At 70.6% G+C, this 20,696-nt stretch carries 16 protein-coding genes; 10 read left to right on the top strand and 6 right to left on the bottom strand.

The annotated features are described in order from the left end of the window. Positions 1 to 110 precede the first annotated feature (110 nt). On the bottom strand, positions 111 to 2,159 hold the full coding sequence (locus AB0B91_RS60895; RefSeq protein WP_358341877.1) for an ATP-dependent DNA helicase UvrD2: 2,049 nt from the start codon (positions 2,157 to 2,159) through the stop codon (positions 111 to 113). A gap of 153 nt (positions 2,160 to 2,312) precedes the next feature. Between AB0B91_RS60895 and AB0B91_RS60890 the strand changes: the two genes are divergently transcribed. Both AB0B91_RS60890 and AB0B91_RS60885 read left to right on the top strand, forming a co-directional pair. Further along, positions 2,313 to 3,215, top strand: a complete 903-nt coding sequence (locus AB0B91_RS60890) for an alpha/beta hydrolase (protein ID WP_358341750.1) — start codon at positions 2,313 to 2,315, stop codon at positions 3,213 to 3,215. 64 nt (positions 3,216 to 3,279) lie between these two features. Further along, positions 3,280 to 3,528 carry a mycoredoxin gene (locus AB0B91_RS60885; protein WP_219539322.1) on the top strand — a complete coding sequence of 83 codons (249 nt, stop codon included), beginning with the start codon at positions 3,280 to 3,282 and terminating at the stop codon, positions 3,526 to 3,528. A gap of 97 nt (positions 3,529 to 3,625) precedes the next feature. On the opposite strand, the gene AB0B91_RS60880 is transcribed toward AB0B91_RS60885, so the two are convergent. After that, a complete protein-coding gene (locus AB0B91_RS60880; protein ID WP_358341747.1) occupies positions 3,626 to 3,979 on the bottom strand; it encodes a hypothetical protein in 354 nt (117 codons plus the stop codon). 62 nt (positions 3,980 to 4,041) lie between these two features. Continuing rightward, positions 4,042 to 5,016: an NAD(+) diphosphatase gene (nudC, locus tag AB0B91_RS60875; protein ID WP_358341745.1), complete on the bottom strand. Its 975-nt coding sequence runs from the start codon at positions 5,014 to 5,016 to the stop codon at positions 4,042 to 4,044. 136 nt (positions 5,017 to 5,152) lie between these two features. On the opposite strand from nudC, the gene AB0B91_RS60870 reads away from it, so the two are divergent. The 4 genes from AB0B91_RS60870 to AB0B91_RS60855 are packed head-to-tail and all read left to right on the top strand — an operon-like array spanning position 5,153 to position 10,415. Continuing rightward, on the top strand, positions 5,153 to 6,289 hold the full coding sequence (locus tag AB0B91_RS60870; protein ID WP_358341742.1) for a siderophore biosynthesis protein: 1,137 nt from the start codon (positions 5,153 to 5,155) through the stop codon (positions 6,287 to 6,289). Beyond that, entirely contained in the window at positions 6,286 to 7,764 is a 1,479-nt protein-coding gene (locus tag AB0B91_RS60865; RefSeq protein ID WP_358341739.1) for an IucA/IucC family protein, read from the top strand. Before AB0B91_RS60870 ends, AB0B91_RS60865 begins: the two co-directional genes overlap by 4 nt. After that, entirely contained in the window at positions 7,765 to 9,312 is a 1,548-nt protein-coding gene (locus tag AB0B91_RS60860; protein ID WP_358341736.1) for an IucA/IucC family protein, read from the top strand. It abuts the gene before it with no gap. Beyond that, on the top strand, positions 9,309 to 10,415 hold the full coding sequence (locus tag AB0B91_RS60855) for a type III PLP-dependent enzyme (RefSeq protein ID WP_358341733.1): 1,107 nt from the start codon (positions 9,309 to 9,311) through the stop codon (positions 10,413 to 10,415). The genes AB0B91_RS60860 and AB0B91_RS60855 overlap by 4 nt, the downstream gene beginning before the upstream one ends. Here AB0B91_RS60855 and AB0B91_RS60850 read toward each other — a convergent pair. Both AB0B91_RS60850 and AB0B91_RS60845 read right to left on the bottom strand, forming a co-directional pair. Next, the gene (locus tag AB0B91_RS60850; RefSeq protein WP_358341730.1) at positions 10,412 to 13,666 is read right to left on the bottom strand and encodes an ATP-dependent DNA helicase; all 3,255 of its coding nucleotides are present in this window, start codon (positions 13,664 to 13,666) and stop codon (positions 10,412 to 10,414) included. The genes AB0B91_RS60855 and AB0B91_RS60850 overlap by 4 nt on opposite strands. After that, positions 13,660 to 16,989, bottom strand: coding sequence for an ATP-dependent DNA helicase (locus AB0B91_RS60845; protein ID WP_358341874.1), 3,330 nt, complete (start codon positions 16,987 to 16,989; stop codon positions 13,660 to 13,662). Before AB0B91_RS60845 ends, AB0B91_RS60850 begins: the two co-directional genes overlap by 7 nt. Positions 16,990 to 17,183: 194 nt before the next feature. On the opposite strand from AB0B91_RS60845, the gene AB0B91_RS60840 reads away from it, so the two are divergent. Further along, on the top strand, positions 17,184 to 17,405 hold the full coding sequence (locus AB0B91_RS60840; RefSeq protein WP_358341727.1) for a hypothetical protein: 222 nt from the start codon (positions 17,184 to 17,186) through the stop codon (positions 17,403 to 17,405). After that, the gene (locus AB0B91_RS60835; protein WP_358341726.1) at positions 17,402 to 18,376 is read left to right on the top strand and encodes a tyrosine-type recombinase/integrase; all 975 of its coding nucleotides are present in this window, start codon (positions 17,402 to 17,404) and stop codon (positions 18,374 to 18,376) included. The genes AB0B91_RS60840 and AB0B91_RS60835 overlap by 4 nt, the downstream gene beginning before the upstream one ends. A 448-nt stretch (positions 18,377 to 18,824) precedes the next feature. On the opposite strand, the gene AB0B91_RS60830 is transcribed toward AB0B91_RS60835, so the two are convergent. Beyond that, positions 18,825 to 18,968, bottom strand: coding sequence for a hypothetical protein (locus tag AB0B91_RS60830; RefSeq protein WP_358341724.1), 144 nt, complete (start codon positions 18,966 to 18,968; stop codon positions 18,825 to 18,827). Between the two features lie 205 nt (positions 18,969 to 19,173). Between AB0B91_RS60830 and AB0B91_RS60825 the strand changes: the two genes are divergently transcribed. Beyond that, positions 19,174 to 19,962 carry a DNA adenine methylase gene (locus tag AB0B91_RS60825; RefSeq protein ID WP_358341721.1) on the top strand — a complete coding sequence of 263 codons (789 nt, stop codon included), beginning with the start codon at positions 19,174 to 19,176 and terminating at the stop codon, positions 19,960 to 19,962. Positions 19,963 to 20,138: 176 nt separating this feature from the next. Next, a complete protein-coding gene (locus AB0B91_RS60820; RefSeq protein WP_358341718.1) occupies positions 20,139 to 20,426 on the top strand; it encodes a hypothetical protein in 288 nt (95 codons plus the stop codon). Positions 20,427 to 20,696 lie beyond the last annotated feature (270 nt).

The raw sequence follows: 20,696 nt of genomic DNA, 5'->3' as shown, positions 1-20,696 counted from the left end.
GCGACGTGACGGCGGCCGACCGAGGAAGCGGGTAACCGTATCCCTGGAAGGTCCTCGGCCATGGACGGTGGTTGGCGCCCTCCCGGGCTTGCCGTACAAAAGAGCAGGTTTCAGGAGCGGCACAGCGCGAGGACGGCATCCCCGTAGCGGTCGAGTTTGACGCGGCCGATGCCCGTGATGGACAGGAGGTCCTGCTCGGTGACCGGCGCGCGCTCGGCGATGGCCTGCAGCGTCACGTCGGTGAAGACCACGTACGGCGGCAGCTTGGCCTCCTTGGCCGTCGCGGCGCGCCAGGCCTTGAGCCGCTCCAGCAGCGCCTCGTCATAATCGGCCGGACAGGTGGCGCACCGCCCCAGCTTCTGTTCCGTGGCCGCGACCAGCGTCTTGGCGCAGACCCGGCAACTGACCGGAACGGCGACCGAGCGACGCTCCCGTGTAGGAGACCCGGAGACAGCGCCGGGAACGGCGCCGACACGCGTGGGACGGCCGGTGAGGCCGTCGAGGAAGCGCGACGGGCGGCGCCCCTTGCGGCCGCCTGGCGCGCGCGCCAGGGCCCACGAGACCGACAGATGCTCGCGCGCCCGCGTCACCCCTACATAGAGCAGCCGCCGCTCCTCCTCGATCTGCTCGGGCGTCTCCGCGTACACGATGGGCAGCATCCCGTCCGTGACCCCGACGAGGAAGACCGCGTCCCACTCCAGGCCCTTGGCGGCGTGCAGGGAGGCCAGGGTCACCCCTTCGACGGGCGGGGCGTGCTGCTCGGAGGCGCGCCGCTCCAGCTCCGCGACGTAGGCGGCGAGGTCGGCGCCGTCGGCGGCCATGTCCTCGGCGAGGTCGGCGAGCGCCTTGAGCGACTCCCACTTCTCGCGTGCCTTGCCGCCGCCCGGCACCGTGGGCGTCAGGCCGATGCCCGCCAGGATGTGGTGGACCTCCGTGGCCAGCGGCTCTTCGGAGGCGGACCTGGCCGCGCCGCGCATCAGCACGACCGCGTGGCGTACTTCGGGACGTTCGAAGAAGCGCTCGGCGCCGCGCAGGACGTAGGGGATCTCGGCCTTGGACAGGGCCTCCTCGTAGGCCGCCGACTGGGAGTTGACGCGGAACAGCACGGCGATCTCGCGGGACTGGACGCCCTGGTCGAGCAGCTTCCTGATCGCCCTGGCGACGCCGGCGGCCTCGGCGGGCTCGTCGTCGTAGTCGACGAAGGCCGGCCGGGGGCCGTCGGGCCGCTGGGCGACGAGGTCGAGGCGGTGCGCGGAGCGGCCCTTGGCGATGAGCAGGTTGGCCAGGTTGACCACCTGGGGGGTGGAACGGTAGTCGCGGACCAGCTTGATGACGGCGGCCTTCGGGTGTTCGACGGCGAAGCCCGTGAGGTAGCGCGGAGAGGCGCCGGTGAAGGAGTAGATGGTCTGGTTGGGGTCGCCGACCACGCACAGGTCGTCGCGCCCGCCGAGCCAGGTGTCGAGCAGGAGCTTCTGCAGCGGGTTGACGTCCTGGTATTCGTCGACGACGAAGTAGCGGTATTGCTGCCGGATCTGCGCGGCGACCTCCTGGTGCTCGGTCATCACCGCGGCCGTCAGCTCCAGGATCGTCTCGAAGTCGACCAGGTGCCGCTCGCGCCTGATCCGCTCGTACGCCTCATAGAGCCGGGACACCTCCTCGGCGGGCACCGGGGGCGTCCTTGCGGACTTGGCGGCGGCTGCTGCGTAGTCCTCGGGACCGACCTGGGTGACCTTGGCCCACTCGACCTCCGCCGCGATGTCCCGCAACTCGGACCGATCCGGATTTTTCCGGATCTGGCGGCAGGCTTCGATCAGGATCGGCAGCTTGGATTCGATCACCGCAGGCGCCTCGCCGCCGATGACCCGTGGCCAGAAGTAGGTGAGCTGCCGCAACGCCGCGGCGTGGAACGTACGCGCCTGCACCCCCGGCGCCCCCAGCGCCCGCAGCCGCTGTCTGAGCTCTCCCGCCGCCCGTGTGGTGAATGTCACCGCCAGCACGCTCGGCGCGTCGACGACCCCGCTGCGCACGGCGTGGGCGATCCGGTGGGTGATCGCCCGGGTCTTACCCGTGCCCGCACCTGCGAGAACGCACACGGGACCACGCACGGCCTCGGCCACCTCGCGCTGCTCCGGGTCGAGGCCGGACAGGACATCGTCCACGTTGGTCACCGGTCAATCCTCCCAGCCAGTGGCGGTGAAGGGCTCCATTCTGGCAACATGCCGCCCGTCGTCCGAATCATCGCCGAGATGCGAAGAACGGGTCTCTTCCCCCACAATGGGGCCCGACTAACTGCATGGGGGAAAGGGCAGGCCGTGCGAACAGCGGTTTTCGTGAGCGTTTGCGCGCTCGCCGCCGTCGTGTTGACGCCGATGACGGCGCAGGCGACGAAGGACCCCACCCCGGGCCCCGTGTCGACCACATCTCCCGACCCGTACGGGCTGAGCGGTTTATCAACCGAGACCATCTCGTACGGCGCGCGCCGCCGCCAGGACATGGACATCTGGTGGACCTCGGACGGCACCAAGCGCCCCGGCGTCTTCCTGATCCACGGCGGCTGGTGGTCCAGCGGCGACAAGAAGCAGATGACCGAGATCGCCCGTAGCTACGCCGACCTCGGCTACACGGTCTTCAACATCAACTACCGGCTCTCCGGCGAGGCGGCGTGGCCCGCGCAGCGGGTGGACGCGCTGGCCTCGATCGCCCTGGCGCGCAAGCACGCCGAGCGCTGGTCGTTCGACCCGAACAAGTACGTCGTGGTGGGCTTCTCGGCGGGCGGGCACATCGCCGCGTCGATCGGCACGTACGGCGACGGGCAGCGGGGGCTCAAGGGAGTGGTCGGGCTCTCGCCGATCATCTCGCCGCTGCGCGCCTACGCCGACGGCGCCAATTCCCCGGACCCGTACAAGCGCAAACTGCGTAACTCGGCGATCCAGCTCGCCGGCGGCTGCCTGCCCAGGGGCAAGTGTTCGCGCGTCTGGGCCAGCATGGAAGTGGCCTGGCACGCCAGCCACAACGACGCGCCGGTGCTGACCGTTCACTCCACGGACGAGTTCGTGCCGCCGTCGCAGAGCCAGCTGCTCAAGGAGATGCTGGGCCAGGTGGGGGTGCCGGTGACGATCTTCACCTCGCCGGGTGTCGCGCACAGCGCGCCCCTGTATCGCGAGATGGGCATCGCCGAGCGCGTGCAGCAGTGGATCGCCGAGCGCATCGGCTAGGGATTACCGGAGCCTTCCAGGTTGTTGCAACGACCGCCTGCTTTCGCCTCGAAGGGATGTCCACATGGCGCTCACGGTTTACAGCACAACCTGGTGCGGTCCCTGCAAGCGACTCAAGTCGCAGCTCACCCGCGAAGGGATCAGCTTCGACGAGATCGACATCGAGCGGAATCCCGATGCCGCCGAGTTCGTGATGAGCGTCAACAACGGCAACCAAGTGGTGCCCACCGTGGTGATCGAGACGCCCGCGGGGCGGGTCGTCCGTACCAACCCGTCGGCGCGTGAGGTGAAGGCGCTCCTCCAGGCGGCCTGAGGCTTTAACGAACTCGGGCTCCAGCCAGAGACTGGAGCCCGAGAAAGTGGTTAACATGGCCACGAGGACCTGGGTGCTAGTTTCACCCAGGTCCCCTTTAGTTCAGGTGGTTGTCGAGCTTGTGCTCCAGGCGCACGATCTCAGCCTTGAGCTCGGTCCGGACGTCATGGATCTCGGCCTTGAGCTCCGTCCGCACCTCATGGAGCTCGGTCCGGACATCATGGATCTCAGCCTTGAGCTCGGCGCGTGTCCCCCTGAGCTCGGATCGCACGTCCATGATGTCGCTCTTGAGCTCCACCACCGCGTTGGTGATGGCGCCCGTGACCGCTGCGATGATGCGGCCCTCCGAGGCCTTGACCTTGTCGTCTATCCACACCTCCGTGGCGGCGATTTGGATGGCCAGCTTCTGCCGTTCGAGATCCAGGAGTTGCTGGATGTGGGTCTCTTCCATGGGCATGAGCATAGCCTTTCGCTACCGAAGGTGTCTTCGAATTTACGCTACGTGACCGTGGCTTACCAGTCCCCCGAAAGTGGTCCCCCGTACCAGGTCTCGATGAGGCGGCGGGCGATCGAGACCGGTGGGGGGAGGCGGAGGTCGCCTGATCGCAGGGCTTTCACCAGTTGGTCGCGGGAGAACCAGTGGGCCTCGGCGATCTCTTCGGCGTCGGGGGTGAGGGTGGTCGTGGTGGCGCGGGCGAAGAAGCCGAGCATCAGGCTGCGCGGGAAGGGCCACGGCTGGCTGCCGAGGTAGCGCGGTTCGACGACGGTGACGCCCACCTCCTCGGCCACCTCGCGGATGACGGCGTGCTCCAGCGACTCCCCCGGCTCCACGAACCCGGCCAGGATCGACAGCCGGCCCTCCGGCCACTGCGGGCCGCGGGCCAGCAGGCAGCGGTCGTCCTCGTCGCGGATGAGCATGATCACCGCGGGGTCGACGCGTGGGAAGTGCTGGCTGGCGTCGCGCGGGCAGACCCGGATGTGGCCGCCCGCCTGCACGTCCGTACGGCTGCCGCAGCGCGGGCAGAACTCGTGTGTCGAGTGCCAGGCCTCCAGCGCCACCGCGTAGACCAGCAGGCCCGCGTCGCGGTCGCCCAGCAGGCCGCCCACCTGGCGCAGGCCCGCGACGACGAGTTCGCCCTCGCCCGCGTCGCGCAGGCTCATCGGCATCGTGACGCGGCCGTTGGCGTCGCCGGCCCGCGAGCCGGGCAGCGGCGCGGCGACCGCGAAATAGGCGACTCCGTCCTCGACGCCCAGCAGGTAACGTTCGCCCGGTGGTGCCTCAGATGTGGCGTAAAGGACCGCGTGCACCTCGTCGCCGACGCGCTTGACCAGAGTCTGGCCGTCGTCGATCACCAGCACTCTGGTCGCCGGATCGGTCCAAGCGCGCTCCAGCCAACCGGCGTTCGCCCGCAGCGCGGACGATCTGTCGATGGTGCCGCGTGCGAGGAGCAGCGGTCCGATGAGTTGCTCTTCCGCTCGCGTCTCCACGGGCCCCACCCTTCCCAAATCCCATGTCATCCTATGACCGCCACCGAATGCGGGGTCTGGTATCCGAGATGATCGCCCACGGGCTAGGATCGGCGGGTTAGGTTAGCCTTACCTGATACTCGGGGGTGCCTTCGCGTTGCGGCTCTACCTGACCGCGCTCAAACCGACCGATTCGGTGACTTACGGGTTCCTGCCCGCTGCCGAGGCTCTGGGCTGTCGTGTGACGATTCTCACTGACCGGCCGGAGCGGCATCCGGGCGCCGTCGCGTGCGACGTGCGCGACCCGCGGGCGGTGATCGACGCGATCGAGCAGCTCGGCCGGCCGGACGCGATCTTCTCCAACTCCGACCACCTACAGGTGGAAACCGCGCTGGCGGCGGCCTACTTCGGGCTGCCGGGCAAGGACTGGCGGGCCTGCCTGGCGGCCAAGAACAAGTTCCTGATGCGCCGCCGGCTCGCCGAGGCCGGGGTCGAACAGGTCTCGTCGCTACGCCTGACGCCCGGCGACCCCGTGCCCGACGGCCTGCCGTACCCGCTGGTCGTCAAGCCGCGTGAGGGAGTCGCGAGCGAGGACGTGCTGCTGGTCGAGCGGGACCTGGCCGGCGCGGTGGCGACGGTCAGGAAGCGGCGGCCCGGCGAGGCGCTGGTCGTGGAGGAGTACCTCGAGGGGCCGCTGCGCACGCTGGAGACGCTCGGGGACGCCGAGAAGGTGCGGGTGCTGGGCGGGTTCGGGACGACGCTGGGGCCGTTGCCGTACTTCGTCGAGGAGCGGCTGGACTGGGCGCCGGACGGGCCTCGTGAGCATGTTCTGGCCGCGTTGGCGGCGCTCGGGGTGGGGTTCGGCGCGTGCCACACGGAGTACGTCGTCACTCCGGCCGGGCCGCGCATCGTCGAGGTGAACTATCGGGTGATCGGCGACCACTGCGACTTCCTGCTGGCCGATGTGCTCGGGGTGCCGGTGTTCGAGTGGATCTTGCGGGTGCACCTGGGTGAGACGGTGCCTGCCGTGCCGGATACCTCCAGGTTTGGCAGCGCGGTCAGCCTGGTCGCCGACCGGTCGGGGACCATCACGTCGGCGCCCGGCGCGGAGGAGCTGGTCTCCCAAGGCGTCAGGCTGTGGCACCGGCCGCTGCGGGCGATCGGTGACGTCGTCGAACAGACCCATACGAACCGCGACTACCTCGGCGTCATCAGGGCCGTCGGCCCGGACCGGGCGCGGGTGGACGCGGCCATCGAGGGCTTCCGGGCTGCCAGGCCGTGGGTCGTGGGATGAGCTCGCGGGAGGCGTACCTGGCCTCGCGGGTGCTGGACGCGCTGCTGCGCGAGGACTACGGCGGGCTGTCCGCGCGGGTGGCCAGGAGTCGTGACGGCGTGGAGTTGGAGCTGGCCGGCGGGCGCCGGGTGCGGCTGGTGCCGGGGCTGCTGTTCCAGGACTTCGTGGTCGGTCCCGGCGAGCGGCTGGGGCTGGCGGAGGTGCTCGGCACGCTGGCCGAGGTGGCCGATCCGGCCGACGCGCAGGGGGTGGCGGCGTTCGCCGAGGAGTGCGCGCAGGCGCTGGCCGCGCTGGAGCTGCACGACGCGCACAGAGCCGAGGTACTCGGCAGGGGGCCGTCCTACGAGTCGCTGGCGGCTTTCGTCGACCATCCGGTGTATCCGACCTCACGAGCGCGGCTGGGAGTGCCCGCCGCCGCGCTGCCCGCGTACGCGCCCGAGTTCGCGCCGTCGTTCGAGCTGCGCTGGGCGGCGGTGCCGCGCGGGCTGCTCGCGCCGGGCTCCGCGGTGCGTCCGCCGCACGCGGCCCATGAGGTGGAGCCGGACGAAGCGCTGTTTCCGGTCCATCCGCTCGCCGTCGACGAGGTGCGGAAGATCGACGGGGTACGGCTGTTCGACGAGCCCTGGCTGACCGTACGGCCCACGCTGTCGATGCGGACCGTGGAGCTCGACGCCCGCACCCACCTCAAGCTGCCGCTGCCCACCAGCACGCTGGGGGCGCGGAACCGGCGGTCGATCAAGCCCGGCACCCTCCACGACGGCGCCCTGGCCGAGCTGCTGCTGCGCCGCCTGGCCGATCCCGATGTGCTGATCGCCGACGAGCAGACCTACGCGCACGCCGGGCACGAGTATCTCGCCTGGATGGTCAGGAGGCTGCCGGAGGGACGGGTGGTGCCGGTCGCCGCGCTCAACGCCCCCGGGGTGCTCCAGGAGGTGGGCGACGTGCTGCCCGGCTATCTGCGCCTGCTGCTGCGCTGGAACGTACGGCTCTTCGTCCGGTACGGCGTCGCGCTGGAGGCCCATCAGCAGAACCTGTCGCTGGTGTTCCGGGACGGGCGGATGAAGCTGCTGGTCAAGGACAACGACGGGCTGCTGGCCTCTCCTTCGAGGCTGGCCGCGGCGGGCGTCGAGGTGCCCGCGTTCCACGACGAGCGGATGCTCACCGACGATCCACACGCCCTGGCCGACGTGTTCGTGACCATCACGCTGCACCTGGCGGCGGCCGCGATCGTGTTCGGGGCCCTGCCGCCCGCCCAGGCGTCCGCGCTGCTGCGCGACACGCTGGCCGAGGCGCTCGACGAGTACGGCGACGACCCCATGGCCAGGCTGCTGCGGGCCAGGACGCTCGACGCGGCCAGGCTCACCGGCAAGTCGATGATCACCGCGGGGACCCTCGTGGCCAAGGAACGTTCCGGGGCGCGGGACATCAACAAGTTCTACGGCACCAGCGGGCCCAACTATCTGAGGAGAGCTTGAATGCACGGTCTGGTCCTCGACTCGCCGGCCTCGCTGGCGGAGGAGGCGACGCTGGGCGCCCTGCTGCGGTGCTGCGTGCGGGAGGTGGCCGGGCCGCGCGGCCTGGTCTGGCCCGCGCCGCCGTACCTGCTGCTGCGGGTCGGGGGCGCGCTGCTGCGGGTCCGTACGCACGGCGGGGCCGCGCTGCGCTTCGCCGGGCCGCCCGAGCGGCTGGACTGCGGCACCTGGCAGCCCCTCACGACCGACGAGCTGGTACGGCTGGCGGAGACCGACCTGACCGGGAAGGGTGCCCCCGAGCCCAACGGCGAGTTCGCCGGGCAGGTGGCCGCGAGCAGGGACGCGGTCGCCGCGATCCTGGCGGCCCGGGCCGAGGCCGTGGCGCCCGCCGATCCGTGGCTGGCCTCCGAGCAGGCGCTGGTTCACGGGCATCCCTTCCACCCGAGCCCCAAGTCGCGCGGCGGCGCCGATTGGCTGCGCTATGCGCCCGAGGCGCACGCCGAGTTCCCCCTCCGGCTGCTCGGCGTCCGCGCGGACGCGGTCGCGGAGGAAGGCGACGCGTCGGCCCTCGACCTGCTGGGCGAGGCGCCGCCCGGCTACCGGCTGCTGCCCGCCCACCCGTGGCAGCTCGACCTGCTGCACCCGGCCTTCGGCGGGGAGCTGATCGATCTGGGTCCCGGCCCGGTGGTCGTGCCCACCTCGTCGGTGCGGACCGTCTACGCGCCCGCGGCGGAGTCGTGCCTGAAGTTCAGCCTCGATGTCCGCATCACCAACTGCGTGCGCAAGAACGCCTGGTACGAGCTGGCCGGCGCGGTGGAGCTGACCTCGCGCCTGGCGCCGGTATTCGACGCGGTCTCGGCCGCGCATCCGGGCACCCGCTGGCTGCCCGAGCCGGGCTACCGCTCCGCCGCGCTCGGCACCCGCCTGCTCGAAGGGCTCGGCGTGATCGTCCGGGCCAGCCCGTGGTCCGTGTGCTCCCCCGGCGTCACCCCGGTCCTGTCCGGCGCCCTCGCGCTCCAGGCGCCCGCGGGCGATCCGCTCGCCTGGTGGACCGCCTACGTCTCGGTGGTGGCGCCACCGGTGCTGGAGCTGTACTTCACGCACGGCGTGATACTCGAACCGCACCTGCAGAACGTCCTCGTCGGCCTGGACGCCTCAGGGCTGCCCGTGGAAGCGGTCTTCCGTGACCTGGAAGGTACCAAGCTCGTCTCCGGCCGCCACTCGCTCGACGGTGTGCCCGCGAAGGTGGCGCAGGCTCTGAGCTACGACGCGGAGCGCGGCTGGGCCCGCGTCGTCTACTGCCTGCTGGTCAACCACCTCACCGAGATCGCCGCCACGCTGGCGGGCGACGACGACGAGCTGCTGCGCGAACTGTGGCGGATCGCCCGGGACGTGCTCTCCCACCACGCCGGGGCGCTCGGCCGGCCGCTCCCGCTGTCCGATCTGCTGGCCGGCGCGCCGCTCCCGGCCAAGGCGAACCTGACGGTCCGCTGGGCCAGGGCCGCCGACCGGACCGCCGGATACGTCCCGATCGCGAACCCGCTCGCATGATCACCCCGAGAGATCGCCAACCCGCTCACGAGCTCGCCCCGAGAATCCGCGAGGCCGCCCTGCGGCTCGGTGACGTGCCCGCCTACGTCTACGACCTGCCCGCGCTGCACGAGCACGCCTCAGGGGTACGTCAGGCGCTGCCCGGCGTGGAGCTGTACTACGCCGTCAAGGCCAATCCGGCCGCCGAGCTGCTCCAGACGCTGGCCGCGCACGTGGACGGCTTCGAGGTGTCCTCCGGCGGCGAGCACGCCCACGTGGCGGCCCTCCTCCCCGGCAAGCCGCTGGCCCTCGGCGGCCCCGGCAAGACCGACGCCGAGCTACGCCTGCCCTGCCACCGCCTGCACGTCGAGTCGCCCAACGAGCTGCGCCGCCTGCTCGCTACCGGCCGCGAGGCCGACGTCCTGCTCCGGCTCAACCCGGACCTGCCGGTCGAGGGCGCGGCGCTGACGATGAGCGGGCCGTTCGGCATGGACGAGGCGGGCGTACGCGAGTGCCTGCCGCTCTTCACCGACCGCGTCCGGCTGCGCGGCCTGCACAGCCACCTGGCCAGCGGCCTGGACGCGCCCGAGCTGCTGCGGCTGGCCGGGACGCTGCTGGACACCGAGCACGACGAGGTCAACCTGGGCGGCGGCATGGCCGTCTCCTACGCCTCGCCGGAGTCCCGGTTCGACTGGCGGGCCTACGGCGCCGGTCTGGCGGCGGTGCGCCGGGACGGGCAGCGGGTGCGGGTCGAGCCGGGCCGGGCGCTGACCGCGTACTGCGGCTACTACGTCACGAAGGTCGTGGACGTGAAGCGGGTCCGCGGCGAGGCGTACGCGATCGTGCTGGGTGGCACGCATCACCTGCGCACTCCTGTCACCAAGGGCCACGACCAGCCGTTCACCGTGCTGCCCACCGGCGACGGCCCCGTCCTGACGGACGAGCCGGTGACCGTGGTCGGCCAACTGTGCACCCCGAAAGACGTTTTCGCCCGAAAAATCGTGACTTCGGTGCGAGTGGGGGACACGGTGGTGTTCGAGATGGCCGGGGCCTATGCCTGGAACATCTCCCACCACGACTTCCTGATGCACCCCAAACCGGGCTTCCACTACGTGCGGGACTAGACGACGGGTACGGCCTCGATCAGCGCGACCAGGCCGTCGGCGTCGAGCAGGTCCACCGGGCGTACTGTCTGGTTCGCCCGGACATAGTGGAAGGCCGCCCCCACCCGCTCCAGCGGCACCGCCGCCAGGTGCGACCAGGCCAGCCGGTAGGCGGCCAGCTGCACCGAGGCGGCGCGGGCGGCCTTGCCGCGCGGCGGCGCGCCGGTCTTCCAGTCGACGACCTCGTAACGCCCGTCGGACAGCTCGAACACGGCGTCCATCCGGCCGCGTACCAGCCGGTCGGCGATCATGGTCTCGAACGGCACCTCCAGGTCGAGCGGCCGGCGCCCGGCCCATTCGCTCTCCTCGAAGCGTTCCTGCAGCTCCGCCAACCGTACATCGGCCTCTTCCGGCTCGGCCACCAGGTCGAGGTCGAAGTCGTCGAGCAGGCGCTGCTGGTCCCAGCGCGTCTCCAGCCACTTGTGGAACGACGTGCCGCGGCGGGCCAGCGGCGCGGGCTTGACCGGGACCGGACGGCGGATCCTGCGGGCCAGCTCGCGGGCGTCGGCCGCCAGCGTGACCAGCGACGACACGGTCAGCTTCGAGGGCAGCTCGACGGTGGTGGAGCCGCGCCTGCGGTGCAGCTCGCGTTCGCGGAGCAGCAGGTCGGTGTCGCGCTCCCAGGCGCGGACGCGTTCCTCCTCGAAGGCGCGCAGCGTCTCGTCCTCGGCGGGGGCGAGGGTGCCCGCCAGGGCGTCCTCGACCAGGCGCGCGCCGTCCAGCACCGACTCGTAGCGCAGGCCCTCCGGCGTGACCGGCCACACGGCCTCGGCGGGCTCGGCCAGCAGCGGGTTGGTCACCCCGGCCGCCAGCTCCGGCGCCCAGAACGCGACCCGGTCGCTGGTGTCGCGGATCTCCAGCAGGAAGTCCGACGGCTCCAGCGGCTTGGAGGCGCTCCCCCAGCGGTAGCCGGAGGCGATCAGGTGGTAGTGGGCCCGGGTGACGGCCACATAGGCCAGCCGCCGCTCCTCCATCAGGTCGCGGTCGCGGCAGCTCTCGTCGAACGCGGCCAGCTCCTCCTTGGTGAGCCCGGTCAGGCGCGGCAGGTCGGCGGCGTCGCCGCGGAGCGGGAAGGGGAGCTTGCGCGGGTTGTCGGTCCAGCGGCTGTTCATGACCGGCGTCGCCGGGAACATGCTGCCGGTCGCGATCGTCCCCTTCGAGCTGAGCAGCTGCGACAGCCCGGGCACGACCACGATCGGCCACTCCAGGCCCTTGGAGGCGTGCACGGTCATCAGCTTGACGCTGTTGCTCTCGCCGACCCGCCCGGCCTCCAGCCCGAACTCCTCACTCTCGGCCGCCTGCAGATAGGCCAGGAACGCGCCGAGCGTCGGATCCTCGGCGTCGCCGGCGAACCGGGAGGCCGCGTCCTGGAACGCGTCGAGATCGGCCCGGGCGGCGAAGGCGCTGACCGTGCCGCCCCGGGCCGCCACCTCGATGTCGAGACCCAGCCGCCGTTCGACCTCGGTGATCAGATCCGGGAGCGGCTGCGCGGTGTGCGCTCTGAGCTGCCGCAGCTCGTAGGCCAGCGCGACGAGCCTGGTCCTGGCCAGCGGCGAGAACGACTCCAGCCACGCCTCCCGATCGGGCAGCTCGTCGAGCGCGTCGATCAGGCTGCCGCGCTCCTCCGCCAGGTCGGCGACCACCTGGTCGAGCGGGTCCTGCTCGCGGCGTGTCTCGCGGGCCTCGCGGGTCAGCTCCCTGGCGTACTCGCCGAGCACCCGCAGGTCGGCGGGCCCGATCCGCCAGCGCGGCCCGGCCAGCAGCCTGGCCAGCGCGTCACCGGCGGTCGGATCGTAGAGGGCCCGGAGCGTGGCGACGATGTCGTTGACCTCGGGCACGGTCAGCAGCCCGCCGAGACCGACTACTTCGACCGGGATGTCGCGCTCTTCGAGCGCTCTGCGCAGCGCGGGGAACTGCGACCGCTTACGCGCGAGAATCGCCACATCCTGGGGTTGTACGGCGAGCGTCTTCTTGCGTTCCTTCTCGCCCCAGGGCAGCCCGTCGGGTGCGACCTCCTGGCCGAGAATCTTGTGGATGCCGTCGGCGATCCACTTCGCCTCGTCCTCCGCGGTCTCGTGGAAGGCGCAGGTGACGCGTCCCCGGTCGACGCGGTTGGCGCCGGGGACGAGGACCGGCACCTCGCGGGCCTCCATGCGGAGGGGCAACTGGACGCGGGCGGCGACGTCGAGGACCCGGTCTCCGTTGCGGAAGCTGACGCTGAGCTGGCGTACCGGGGCCAGGTCGCCGGAGCTGGTCCGGAAGTCCTGGGCGAACCGTCGCAGGTTGCCCGCCGAGGCGCCGCGCCAGCCGTAGATGGACTGGCAGGGGTCGCCCACGGCGGTGACCGGGTGGCCGCCCGCGTACAGGGATCTGAGCAGCACGAGTTGGGCGTGGCTGGTGTCCTGGTACTCGTCGAGCAGCACCACGGAGAAGCGGGACCGCTCGATCTCGCCGACCTCCTTGTGGCGGGCGGCGATCCTGGCGGCCAGCGACATCTGGTCGCCGTAGTCGATGACCTCCCGGGCGCGCTTGAGCCGCTCGTACGCCTCGACCAGGGGCAGCAGTTGCCTCCTCGCGGCCTGGACGTTGATCGGCTTGCGCTGGGCCAGCGTCGTCCGGCCGCTCAGCCCGGCGTACCTCTCATCGAGCCACTCGCCCACCCGCCGCACGTCGGAGGCGGTGCGCAGGTGCTCGGACAGCTCGCCCGCGAGCTCCAGGACGGCGGCCGTGACGGACGGCGGGCCGAGCTCGATCTTGTCCATCGGCCCGTCGTACATCGCCACCACCCTGGACGCGAGCTGCCACGAGACGGCGGGCGTGACCAGGCGCATGGTGGGTTCGAGGGCCTCGCGCAGGGCGTGGTCGGTGACCAGGCGCGCGGCGTAGGCGTGGTAGGTGGAGACGGTCGGCTCGTTGTCGAGCAGCCCGGGTTCGACCAGGCCCGCCTCGGCCAGGCCGTTGAGCCGTTCGCGGACCCGGGTGGCCAGCTCGGCGGCGGCCTTGCGGGTGAACGTCAGGCCGAGCACGTTCTCGGGCTTGACCAGGCCGTTGGCCACCAGCCAGACCACCCGGCCGGCCATGGTCTCGCTCTTGCCCGAGCCCGCTCCGGCCATGACGACCATGGGTTCGAGCGAGGCCTCGATGACGCGGGACTGTTCGGGGGTGGGGGGCAGGATGCCGAGCTTCTCGGCCAGCTCGACCGGGTTCAGCACACCTGTCCCCCGTTGTCGTTGACGGGGCAGCTGGATCTGGCCGCGCAGGTGCGGCAGCCGTCGTTCACCTTGGCCTGGAAGAACGGGCCCGACATGCCGATCGCCACGGTGTCGACCAGATCTTTGGCCCAGCCGGGGTTCCTGTCCTCGGCCAGCGCGCCCTGCTGCTGCTCCAGCGCGTCGTGCTTGCCCGCCGCCTTGCCGACCTGGACCAGCGCGGCGCCGCCCGGCTCCGTCATGCCGTGCCTGGCGAACGCGCCGAGCAGCGCGGCGAGCTGGTAGACGCCGAGCTGCGGGTGACGGTCGAGCTCGCCCGCCTTGGGCTTCGCGCTGCCGGTCTTGAGGTCGATGATCACCGCGCGGTTCTCCGAGTCACGCTCGACGCGGTCCACCCGGCCCTTGATCTGCACGCCGTCGGAGACCGTGGCGGTGAACGCCTCTTCGAGGGCGACGAGCTCACGTGGGTTCTCCTGGTGCCAGCGCCAGAACTTGGTGATCATCTGTTCGGCCACCTGGCGCTGCTTGCGATTGAACCAGACGCCGCCGAAGTCGAGCTCGTTCCAGATCTCGTCCAGGCGTTTGCCGAGCAGGTCCTCGTTGGGCAGGTCGGTGGCGGCGAGCACGGCCAGCGCGTGGATGACGGTGCCGAGGCCCTGGGCCGAACTGGTGCCCGCGGCGCCGACGGCCGTCTCCAGCAGCCATCTCAGGCCGCACTTGGTGAAGCTCTCGACCGCCGAGGGCGAGATCCTGACGATGTCGTCGGGCCAGCTCAGGGGGCGGTCGTCGGTCATGGGGGTGAGGGCGTACCAGTCGTTGGGGTGGGCGCCCTGGACTCCGGCCGCGGCCAGGCGGGCGAGGTGGTGGGCGGCCTTGCCCCGGATTTTTGCCGATTTAGTGGGATCGGTCACTGCGCTGCGGAGGTCCGCCACGAGCGCGGACATGTTCAGCCACCGCGCCCTGTCGTCCACCGTGGCGGCCTCGACGGCGCCCGGCATGAGCTCGCTGAGGAACCTGGACGGCCGCTCGTCGGTGTCCTCCCCGCCGACGGCCGTGACGACCAGCCGGCGGCGGGCGCGGGTGGCGGCCACGTAGAACAGCCGCCGTTCCTCGGCCAGCAGCTTGGAGGCCAGCGACGCCGCGTTCGGCCGGCCGCCCTCGACCAGCTCGACGAGGTCCTCCACGCCCAGCATCGAGCCACGCAGCCGCAGATCGGGCCACACGCCCTCCTGCACGCCCGCGACCACCACCACGTCCCACTCCAGGCCCTTGGACCGGTGGGCGGTCAGCACCCGGACGGCGTCGCCGTCGGGCGCCCGCTCGGCCAGCGTGTCACCGGGGATCTCCTGCGCGGCCAGGTCGTCCAGGAACACCTCGGGGCCCGCCTTGGGCATCCGGTCCACGAACCTGGCGGCATGGTCGAACAGGGCGACCACGGCGTCGAGGTCCCGGTCGGCCTGCGCCCCCCTGGCCCCGCCCGACAGGCTGAGCTCGGTCCACTTCTCGGCCAAGCCGCTCTCGTGCCAGACGGCCCACAGGACCTCCTCGGCGCCAGCATGGTCGCGTACGGCCTGGCGGGCCGCGGCTAGCAGCCTGGCGACGCGTTCGGCGGGGAGGGCGACGTGGGGCTCTATCCGGGTCAGCTCCCGCGGGTCCTTCACGGCTGCGACCAGCAGCTCTCCGGAGGTGCGCGCTTGGAGGGAAGAGTACGGCGGCGGCGGTGCGGCGTCGGCCGTCGCCTCCGTGCCCGCGGCAGTCGCCTCTGCGTCCGCGGCAGTCGTCTCCGCGTCCGCGGCCGTCGTCTCGTCTCCCAATGCGGCCATCGCCTCGTTTTCGGCGATCTTCAGTGCCCGCCGCAGGCGTCGTACGCCGATCATGTCGGTGCCGCCGAGGGGGCCGGTCAGTAGTTCCTCGGCCACCCCCTCGTCGAGTTCGGCCGCGTCGATGGCGACCCTGAGGATCGTCAGCAGCGGGCGTACCCCGGGCTCCTGCGCGATCGGCACCTCGTCACCGGCCACCATCGTCGGCACGCCCGCGCCGACCAGGGCGCGCCGCAACAACGGCACCTGACGGGTCGCCGAACGGACGAGCACCGCCATCCGATGCCAGGGCACGCCGTCGATCAGGTGGGCGCGGCGCAGCGTGTCGGCGACGACGGCCGCCTCCTGGCTGGTGCTGTCGGCCAGGAGCACCCGCACCTCGCCGGCCTCCATCTCGGGCAGCGACAGCAACTCCCGATGCCCGTGCGAGCGCCGCTCCCTGGGCTGAGCAGCGTCGGGGCCCGGCGCCGCGGGCGTGACGGTGTCGAGGGTCGGCGCCGCGGGCGTGACGGCGTCGGGGGTCGGCGCCGCGGGCGTGACGGCGTCGGGGGTCGGGGCCGCGGGCAGTCGGTCGGCCACGCGTCTGGACGCCGTCAGGAGATCGGCCCCGCTCCGGCGACACACCCGCAGCGCCATCACCGGCGCGTCCCGCCCGTCACGGGTCGGAAACCGCTGCGGGAACCCCAGGATCCCCCGCACATCGGCCCCCCGGAAGCCGTAGATCGACTGGTCCGGGTCGCCCACCGCGATCAGGTCGCGCCCGTCACCGGCAAGCTGGCGCAGCAGGAACTCCTGCGCCGGATCGGTGTCCTGGTATTCGTCCACGAAGATCACGTCGTGCGCCGCACGTTCCCTCCGGCGCACCTCCGGGTCGGCGAGCACGCCCGCCGCCGCCCTGATCAACTCGGCGTAGTCGAGCGCCGGCTCGGGATCGAGGTCGAACCGCACCTCGTACCGCTCCAGGAACCGGCCGACCGCCACCCAGTCCGCCCTGCCGTACTGCCTGCCGAGCTCCTGCAGCCGTTCGCCGCCGAGCCCGCGCTCGCCCGCGCGGGACAGAAAGTCGCGGAGTTCCTCGGCGAACCCGCGCGTCTTGAGCGGCTCGCGCAACGCGACGGGCCACTCCCGGGCGCCGTCCTCCAGCTCGCCGTGCAGCAGCCGCCGGATCTCCAGCAACTGCTCGGGCCCGGTGAGCAGCCGCGGCGGCGCCTCGCCGGCCAGCACCGCCTCCCGCCGCAGCAGCGCGTAGGCGTAGCTGTGGAAGGTGAGTGCCAGCGGAGTCCTGGTCGTGCGGCGCAACCGCCCGGTGACCCGTTCGCGCAGCTCACCGGCCGCCTTGCGGCTGTATGTCAGGATGAGCACGCGTTCGGGATCCATCCCGCGTCGCTCGATCCGGTCGACCACGCTCTCGACGATCGTGGTGGTCTTCCCGGTGCCGGGACCGGCCAGGACGAGCAGCGGTCCGTGTCTGTGCTGAACCACGGCACGCTGGTGCTCATCGAGCACAGGGGCCGCCACGGGTCCCCCGCGCCCACGCCGCACCAACCGCCAGGTCTGAGCACTCACAACACTAGATTCCACCAGACCACAGGGGTAGATCGTGCCGAGTTGACCTCTCTACCACGCGATCGGCCAACGCTATCGGGGGAAACGTAGCGGCACCCACCGACACGCCGCAGCCTCGCCGACAGTGGCGCCTGATGCGTGATGGCAACGTCCCAAACATCATGCGCGTGTTCGACCGGCTGGGCCTGGACATCAAACCTCAGGACCGGCGGCGGCTTAACACGCTGGCCGGGATGGATCCGCAGGACGTGCGCATGGTCGTCGGTCTGGTGCTGAAGGCGTTCGAGGCGGGACACTCCGCTGGCGAGGCGTCGGCCCGCGCCGAAGAGTACGCCGACGCGGAGTCACGGACGTGACCGCTGAGCTGGTCCGCGAGCCGAGCGGAGGAGGCGGGATCGCGTTCCCGCCGACCCTGCTCGGCTACGCCCAGGACCTGACGATGGCGTGGCTGCTGTCGTACGAGTCGCGCAACACCCGCGACGCCTATCAGCGCGAAATCGAGCGGTGGTTCGCCGTCTGCACGGAGACCGGACTCGACCCGCTCCAGGCCCGCAAGCCGCACGGCGACGTGTACAAGCGGTGGCTTGAACTTCAGGCCGGGAAGCCGATCCCCGCCAAGACGATGGCGCGCAGGATCTCGGCGGTGTCGTCGTGGTACGACTACCTGGTCGACGAGGACCTCGTCGAGGCCAACCGGTTCAAGGCGACGCGGCGGCCGAAGGTGCGGCGCAACCACTCGGAGACGACCGCGCTTTCCCGCGACGAAGCTCGCCGCCTGGTGGCCGCGGCCGACGCCGACCACGGGCCGGCCCGGCTGCGGACCTCGGCGTTCATCCGGGTCCTGGTGCACACCGGCATCCGGGTGGAGGAGGGAATCGCCGCCGAGCTCGGCGCGCTCGGTTGGGCGCGCGGGGTGCGGACGCTGCGGATCGTCGGTAAGGGCGGCAAGCCGAAGACGCGTCGTCTGCCGTTGGAGACCGCGTACGCGCTCGACCGCTACCTGGAGGATCGGGCCCGCCGAGCCGGCGTCGAGGTGGCCGAGCTGGAGGGGCGGATCTTCGTCACGGACACGGGCGGCCGGTTCCACCGATCGTCGGCGTCGGAGCTAGTGGAGCGGATCGGTCGTCAGGCGAGGATCGAGTCGAAGGTGACGCCGCACGTGCTGCGGCACACCTGGGCGTCGATCGCGAAGGACTTGGGCGCGAACCCGATGGACATCAAGGAAGCTCTCGACCACGAGGACCTGAACACGACGATGATCTACCTGCACACGGCCAACCAGTTGGAGCGGGACCCGTCTCAGCTGGTGGCTTCCGCGGTGGAGTGATCAGTGGACGGCCTATCAGATTCATCTGGTAATACCTATTTCCCGAATTGAAGCATTTTTTTTATTCAAATTGAGGCTGGCTGGCATCACAGCCCACCCTGTCGCCATAACGGCGAGGGCTAAGGCGATGATCTGGGCGGGGTTCGGGGCTTCGCCCCAGCCGCTGACGCCCGCAGCGCCCACTCCTGCGCAGGCTGTCACGACCGCAAGTGCGGTGGTGCACCGTGTGGTGGGCTCGGGCACGTGTCCTCCTGGCCGCATGTCCTGAGCACCAGGCTACGTCCGATCTGTGCCATCTGTGCTTTTCTTGGACCAAGACGTGCAAGCTAGGTATGTCAGGATCAAGGCTGACTGTCTTTCTCGCGCGTTCGCATGTAAGGCATAGGTCCACGCTGGGACGTCTCAGAATCGACCAGAGCGCGTTTTCCCTGGTCGGATGCATGCAGATTCACTGCTTGAAGCGAGGAACCTTGCCGTAGCGCTTCCGCAGCGCCTCAGCCCGGGCCTGGTGCAGCTCGTGGCCGGGCACCCACTCGACGAACTTGGTGTGCATCTCCACGGCCTCTGACCGCGTAGTGACCACCCACGTCACCAAGCCCTCCTACCCCTTCGGGCCAACCTGTCGCCACGCGAGCAGGAAGGCACCTCGATCGTGGAACTCACCGGACAGTGCGTACGTGAGCAGCGGCGGAATCGGGACGGGGTAAGCGTCCTTGTCGTACGGGTTCTGCCTGCTCGCGCGATCGTACACCTGATCGAATCGTCCACTCCGTCACCATAGCGAGGAGAGTCCGCCCGTGGCTGCTCTGCGCCCTCCGTTCCAGTACTACGGAGCCAAGGGAAGGCTCGCGCCCTTTCTGGCTGGTCTGCTCGGGCCACACGAGGTGTACGTCGAGCCGTTCGCCGGGAGCGCCGCTGTCTTCTTCGCCAAGGACTCCGTCCCCATCGAAACGATCAACGACATCAACGGCGACCTCATCGCCTTCATGCGCGTGCTGCGCGACCGCCCGCGTGCTCTGATCCGCGCCGTCGAGCTCACCCCGTACGCCCGCGCCGAGCACGCCGCGGCGAAGCTCGGCGACCAGTCCGCATCCGACCTGGAGCGGGCCCGCCGCTGGTGGATCCAATGCACCCAGTCGCGATCCGGTGAGGCAGGCGCCTCCTGGAGAAGGCCGACATCGAGAACGCGGGTGAACAACCCGGCCGGCGCGAAGCGGGCGTCGGCGGCGCTGCGCTGGCACGCAGCGCGGCTGCGGAAGGCGTTCATTGAGCAGGTGGACGCGTTCGAGTTGATCGAGCGCATGGATTCGGCGAAGACTGCGATGTACGTGGACCCGCCCTACCTGCGGAGCACGAGGAACGTGTTCGGGAGCGGCCACTACGTGAAAGAGATGGATCGCGAGCCCGAACACCGCCGCCTCCTGGAAGTGCTCGTCGCGTGCAAGTCCGCGATCGTGCTGTCCGGCTACCGGTCGCAGCTGTACGACGAGCTGCTCGCCGACTGGCGCCGCATCGACTACCGTGTCCGCAACTCCGCCTCCGATGAGCGACGGCATGCGATCGAGTCAGTGTGGATCAATCGCTGATCGACTAGCGATTGGATCACCAGTCCTCCGGTGGAGGAATATCACAAGCCTCAGTCATCGCAGTTGCGGCCTCGCCAAATCGTTGGAGGCTCTCCAGTACGACGGCCAAGCATGCCAGTGACACGACTAACAGACCACCTCAAAATAAGCGCTGTGTACCGAAGGGAATGTTGACCATGGACATCAAGGAGTACCAGCCGACACCGGACCTCGTCGAGGCCGTGCAGGTCCTCGGCGGCCAGGTCGAGGACGTCGTGTCATGGATCAACGCCTACTCGAACCTGCGCGGAATCGTCGGGCAGACCGCGCTCCGAGGCCGCAGCGCCGAGTACATCGATGTGCAGACCCCGGAGGGCATGCGGCGCGCGGCCCTGGGCGACTACATCGTTCACGACGGCAACGGCGCGTTCTGGCCGACGCCACGGCCGATCTTCGAGCGCGGTTACGTCGCGGTGGCCGAGTAGTGCGCATCCAGGTGCTTCGCCTTCCGCTGCTGGAGTTGCCGGGTCTATGACCCGGCAACTCGAGTCGCTGAGGCCGGACGCAATGTAGCTCTGCGTAGTATCGACGACCGTACGTGTTCTCAGAAATGGTCGGACGCGGGCCTCTACTTTGTTGGTCACCGTGGTCACCAACAAGGAACCCATTTCAGGCTCCCCGGCGAGCGCCCTGGTCACAGCGTGATCGCGATGCCGGTGTTCGGTCGGTAACGTAAAGAAGCTCCTGGTAGACGG

The sequence above is a fragment of the Nonomuraea sp. NPDC049141 genome, from assembly GCF_040648415.1.
GTDB lineage: Bacteria > Actinomycetota > Actinomycetes > Streptosporangiales > Streptosporangiaceae > Nonomuraea.
Note: the sequence above shows the minus strand (reverse complement) of the source record. Positions and strands in the feature narration are given on the sequence as shown.